Genomic DNA, 4,178 nt, shown 5'->3' with positions numbered 1-4,178 from the left:
ATGTTGTAATCCGATAGATTTTTAGGTGCCCCTAAGGAAGCCCAAAATGCAGGTAATTTCTCAATACCTTCTAATCCAATTTCCTCCGTCGTTTTACCTGAAGGATCTACTTGGAACACTTTAACAGCTAGCTTAGCAAATCGCTCAGGATTTACATGTAGGTTATGACGCATCCATCTTGGGAAAATGATTGCCAATCCTCCTGCATGAGGAATATCATAAACAGCTGATACGGCGTGCTCTATGTTATGGCTTGCCCAGTCACCGTTATATCCCATTTGTAAGAATCCATTTAATCCTAGTGTTCCTGCAAACAGTATAGTTTCTCTTAGTTCGTAGTTTTCTAAGTCATTTACTAGCTTAGGAGCGGCATCTATAACTGTACGTAAAGCCCCCTCAATCATTTCATCTTGAACTGGAGTATTATTACCATTGTTATAATATTGCTCGAACATATGAGACATCATATCAACAATTCCATATACCGTTTGATCTAACGGAACTGTAAACGTGTTAACAGGGTCTAATATTGAAAACTTAGGAAAAACTAATGGACTGCCCCAGCCGTATTTTTCTAACGTGTCTTCATTTGTAATAACAGAACCGGAATTCATTTCAGAGCCAGTTGCTGCTAAAGTCAAAACAGTACCAAAAGGAAGCGCTTCTTTCGGAAATGCTTTACGTGTAACTAAGTCCCATGGATCTCCGTCATATTTTGCAGCAGCTACTATTAGTTTAGTGCAGTCTATTACAGAACCGCCCCCTACTGCTAGTACCACTTCAATCCCCTCAGACTTACAAAGGTCGGCACCTCGTTTAGCGGTAGACAGTCTAGGATTAGGCTCAACTCCAGCTAATTCAAAGACTTCCATGCCAGCTTCATTTAAATGGCTCATTACCTCATCATATAAGCCATTTTTTTTGATACTCCCACCACCGTATACTAATAGAACTTTTTTTCCAAATACAGAAAGCTCCGTAGGTAGTTTCGATAATTGTCCTTTACCAAAAATTAATTTGACTGGATTATAAAAAGAAAATGCATTCATATTCTTTATCCCCTTTCTTTACAATACTTATCATATAAAAACCCGCTTGCAAAATACAAGCGGTTCAACCTATTGATTATACCCAGCCACGGAAGCGTGAAGCTTCTGCAGTTCTACGTACACCAACCATATATGCAGCTAAACGCATATCTATATTACGAGTAGAAGCTACTTCGTAGATATTTTCAAATGCATCAACCATTTTTTTCACTAACTTATCGTTAACTTCGTCCTCTGTCCAGTAGTAACCTTGGTTATTTTGTACCCACTCAAAGTAAGATACAGTAACTCCACCGGCACTAGCTAATACGTCAGGAACTAGTAAGATTCCACGTTCATATAGAATTCTAGTAGCCTCTGAAGTAGTAGGGCCATTTGCTGCTTCTACTACTATATTTGCCTTAATATTATGAGCATTGTCAGAAGTAATTTGGTTTTCAATAGCAGCTGGTACTAAAATATCACAATCTAATTCTAATAACTCTTCATTAGAAATAGTGTTTTCAAACAAAGTTGTTACTGTTCCAAAGCTATCACGACGATCTAATAAATAATCTATATCTAAGCCATTAGGGTCATGTAAAGCACCGTAAGCATCAGAAATACCAATTACTTTTGCACCTTGATCGCTCAAGAACTTAGCAAGGAAGCTTCCTGCGTTTCCGAAACCTTGAATAACCACTCTAGCACCCATCATATCAATGCCGCGTTTCTTAGCTGCTTCATTAATAATAATTGTAACACCTTGTGCTGTTGCACGGTCACGACCTTGAGAGCCACCAAGAACTAAAGGTTTACCAGTAATAAATCCTGGAGAGTTAAATTGGTCCATGCGACTATATTCATCCATCATCCATGCCATAATTTGCGCATTTGTAAAAACGTCTGGAGCAGGTATATCTTTTGTTGGTCCAACAATTTGGCTAATTGCACGTACATAGCCACGGCTTAGACGTTCAATTTCTCCCATTGACATTTCACGTGGATCACAAGCTACTCCACCTTTACCTCCACCGTATGGAAGATCAACGATTCCAGCTTTTAAAGTCATCCACATAGAAAGTGCTTTCATTTCTTCGGGTGTTACGCCTGGGTGAAAACGGACTCCACCCTTTGTTGGTCCAACCGCATCGTTATGCTGTGAACGGTAACCAGTAAATACTTTTACAGTATTGTCATCCATTCTTACTGGGATTCTTACCTCTAACATACGAAGTGGTTCTTTTAACAAATCATACATTGCCTCGTCGTAGCCTAATTTTTGCAAAGCCTCTTTAATGACAGCCTGCGTTGATGTGAACAGGTTTAGATTTTCAGCCATTTATTATTTCGCCTCTTTAATTCATAATGATTTCATCGGAAATAATTGTAACACAATTCATTTCCGATGTGGGATACAATTATTAAATAGTAAATACTTTTTTAATTTTCTCAATTGCCCAGTCAAGTTCTTCTTTTGAAATTACTAAAGGTGGAGCAAAACGGATTACAGTATCGTGTGTTTCTTTACATAGTAAACCAAGCTCTTTTAGTTCTTCACAGTACGGTCTTGCAGCTTCTGTCAATTCCATTCCTATGAATAATCCACGACCACGAATCTCTTTAATAGAAGGATGTTTAATCTCTCTTAAAGCATCCATAAAGTAATTACCTAGTTCTAGGGAACGATCAGCAAGCTTTTCATCTATTAAAACATCAAGTGCTGCAAGAGAAACTGCGCAAGCCATAGGATTCCCACCAAAAGTAGAGCCGTGTGAACCTGGATTAAACACTTCTAGAACATCACGGTTAGCTACGATACATGAGATTGGGAAAACTCCCCCACCTAATGCCTTACCTAAAATATACATATCAGGTTCAATATCTTCCCATTCACATGCGAACATTTTACCTGTGCGGCATAATCCAGCTTGAATTTCATCTGCGATAAATAATACGTTATTTTCACGACATAATTCACGTGCAGCTTTCATAAATCCTTCTGGTGGAATAATGATTCCTGCCTCACCTTGTATCGGTTCTATTAAGAATGCTGCTGTGTTTGGAGTAATTGCTTGTTTAAGTGCTTCAATATCACCATAAGGGATTAAGTTAATACCCGGAAGCATTGGTCCAAATCCTCTTTTGTATTCAGGGTCTGAAGATAAAGAAACAGCACCCATAGTTCTACCGTGGAAGTTACCGTTACAAGCAATGATTTCTGCTTGATCGTCAGCAACACCTTTTACATCATAAGCCCATCTACGAGCTGCCTTAAATGCTGTTTCCACAGCCTCAGCACCAGTATTCATCGGTAAAACCATTTCTTTGTTCGTTAACTGACTTACTTTTTCATACCATGGTCCTAACTGGTCGTTATGGAATGCACGAGAAGTTAAAGTTACACGATCTGCTTGGTCTTTTAACGCTTGAATGATTTTTGGATGACGGTGTCCTTGGTTTACTGCTGAATATGCAGAAAGCATATCCATATATTTAGTACCCTCTGGATCTTTTACCCAAACACCTTCCGCTTCAGAAACAACGATTGGAAGTGGATTATAATTATTTGCACCGTATTTTTCAGTTTGTTCAATTACTTTACTTGATACTGACATTTGTTTTCCCCCTTCTTGAATGAAAAGGCAGACATGATCAAACTGCCTGCCATCTCATTAGTTAATACATATATATTACAACATTTCAGAAGTTGTTTTAGCTTGCATATGAAGTTGAATATAATCAGGTCCGCCAGCTTTAGAATCTGTACCAGACATATTGAATCCACCAAATGGTTGGTATCCAACGATGGCACCAGTACATCCACGGTTGAAGTATAAGTTACCTACATGGAAATCTTCACGTGCTTTTTCTAAGTTCATACGGTTATTTGTAATAACAGCACCTGTTAAACCATATTCGGTGTTGTTAGCAATCTCAATTGCTTCGTCGAAATCTTTTGCTTTAGAAACACCAAGAATTGGTCCGAAGATTTCTTCTTGCATAATACGAGAATCTGGAGCTAAATCAGCAAATACAGTAGGTTGGATGAAGTAACCCTTTGAATCATCGCCTTCTCCGCCAGTGATTAAACGGCCTTCTTCTTTACCAACTGGAATATAGCTCATAATTTTTTTGAATGCAGAAGCA

The 4,178-nt window shown here is 38.5% G+C and carries 4 protein-coding genes; all 4 read right to left on the bottom strand.

The window, feature by feature from the left end; genetic code table 11:
- A partial coding sequence (locus tag AC06OU_RS10025) for an iron-containing alcohol dehydrogenase (RefSeq protein ID WP_475855529.1) occupies positions 1-1,049 on the bottom strand: 1,049 nt, incomplete at its 3' end.
- Positions 1,050-1,125: 76 nt separating this feature from the next.
- A complete protein-coding gene (locus AC06OU_RS10020; RefSeq protein WP_169359682.1) occupies positions 1,126-2,370 on the bottom strand; it encodes a Glu/Leu/Phe/Val family dehydrogenase in 1,245 nt (414 codons plus the stop codon).
- 82 nt (positions 2,371-2,452) lie between these two features.
- Positions 2,453-3,646 carry an ornithine--oxo-acid transaminase gene (locus tag AC06OU_RS10015; protein WP_475855528.1) on the bottom strand — a complete coding sequence of 398 codons (1,194 nt, stop codon included), beginning with the start codon at positions 3,644-3,646 and terminating at the stop codon, positions 2,453-2,455.
- Between the two features lie 75 nt (positions 3,647-3,721).
- The coding region (locus tag AC06OU_RS10010) for an aldehyde dehydrogenase family protein (RefSeq protein ID WP_475855527.1) at positions 3,722-4,178 on the bottom strand (457 nt) is incomplete at its 5' end.

The organism is Psychrobacillus sp., assembly GCF_056205495.1.
This window is presented reverse-complemented; position numbering and strand designations above follow the sequence as displayed.

Bases quoted from the DNA above. Each gene is read 5' to 3' on its own strand.
- AC06OU_RS10020 (WP_169359682.1), bottom strand. From the start codon at position 2,370: ATGGCTGAAAATCTAAACCTGTTCACATCAACGCAGGCTGTCATTAAA.
- AC06OU_RS10015 (WP_475855528.1), bottom strand. From the start codon at position 3,646: ATGTCAGTATCAAGTAAAGTAATTGAACAAACTGAAAAATACGGTGCA.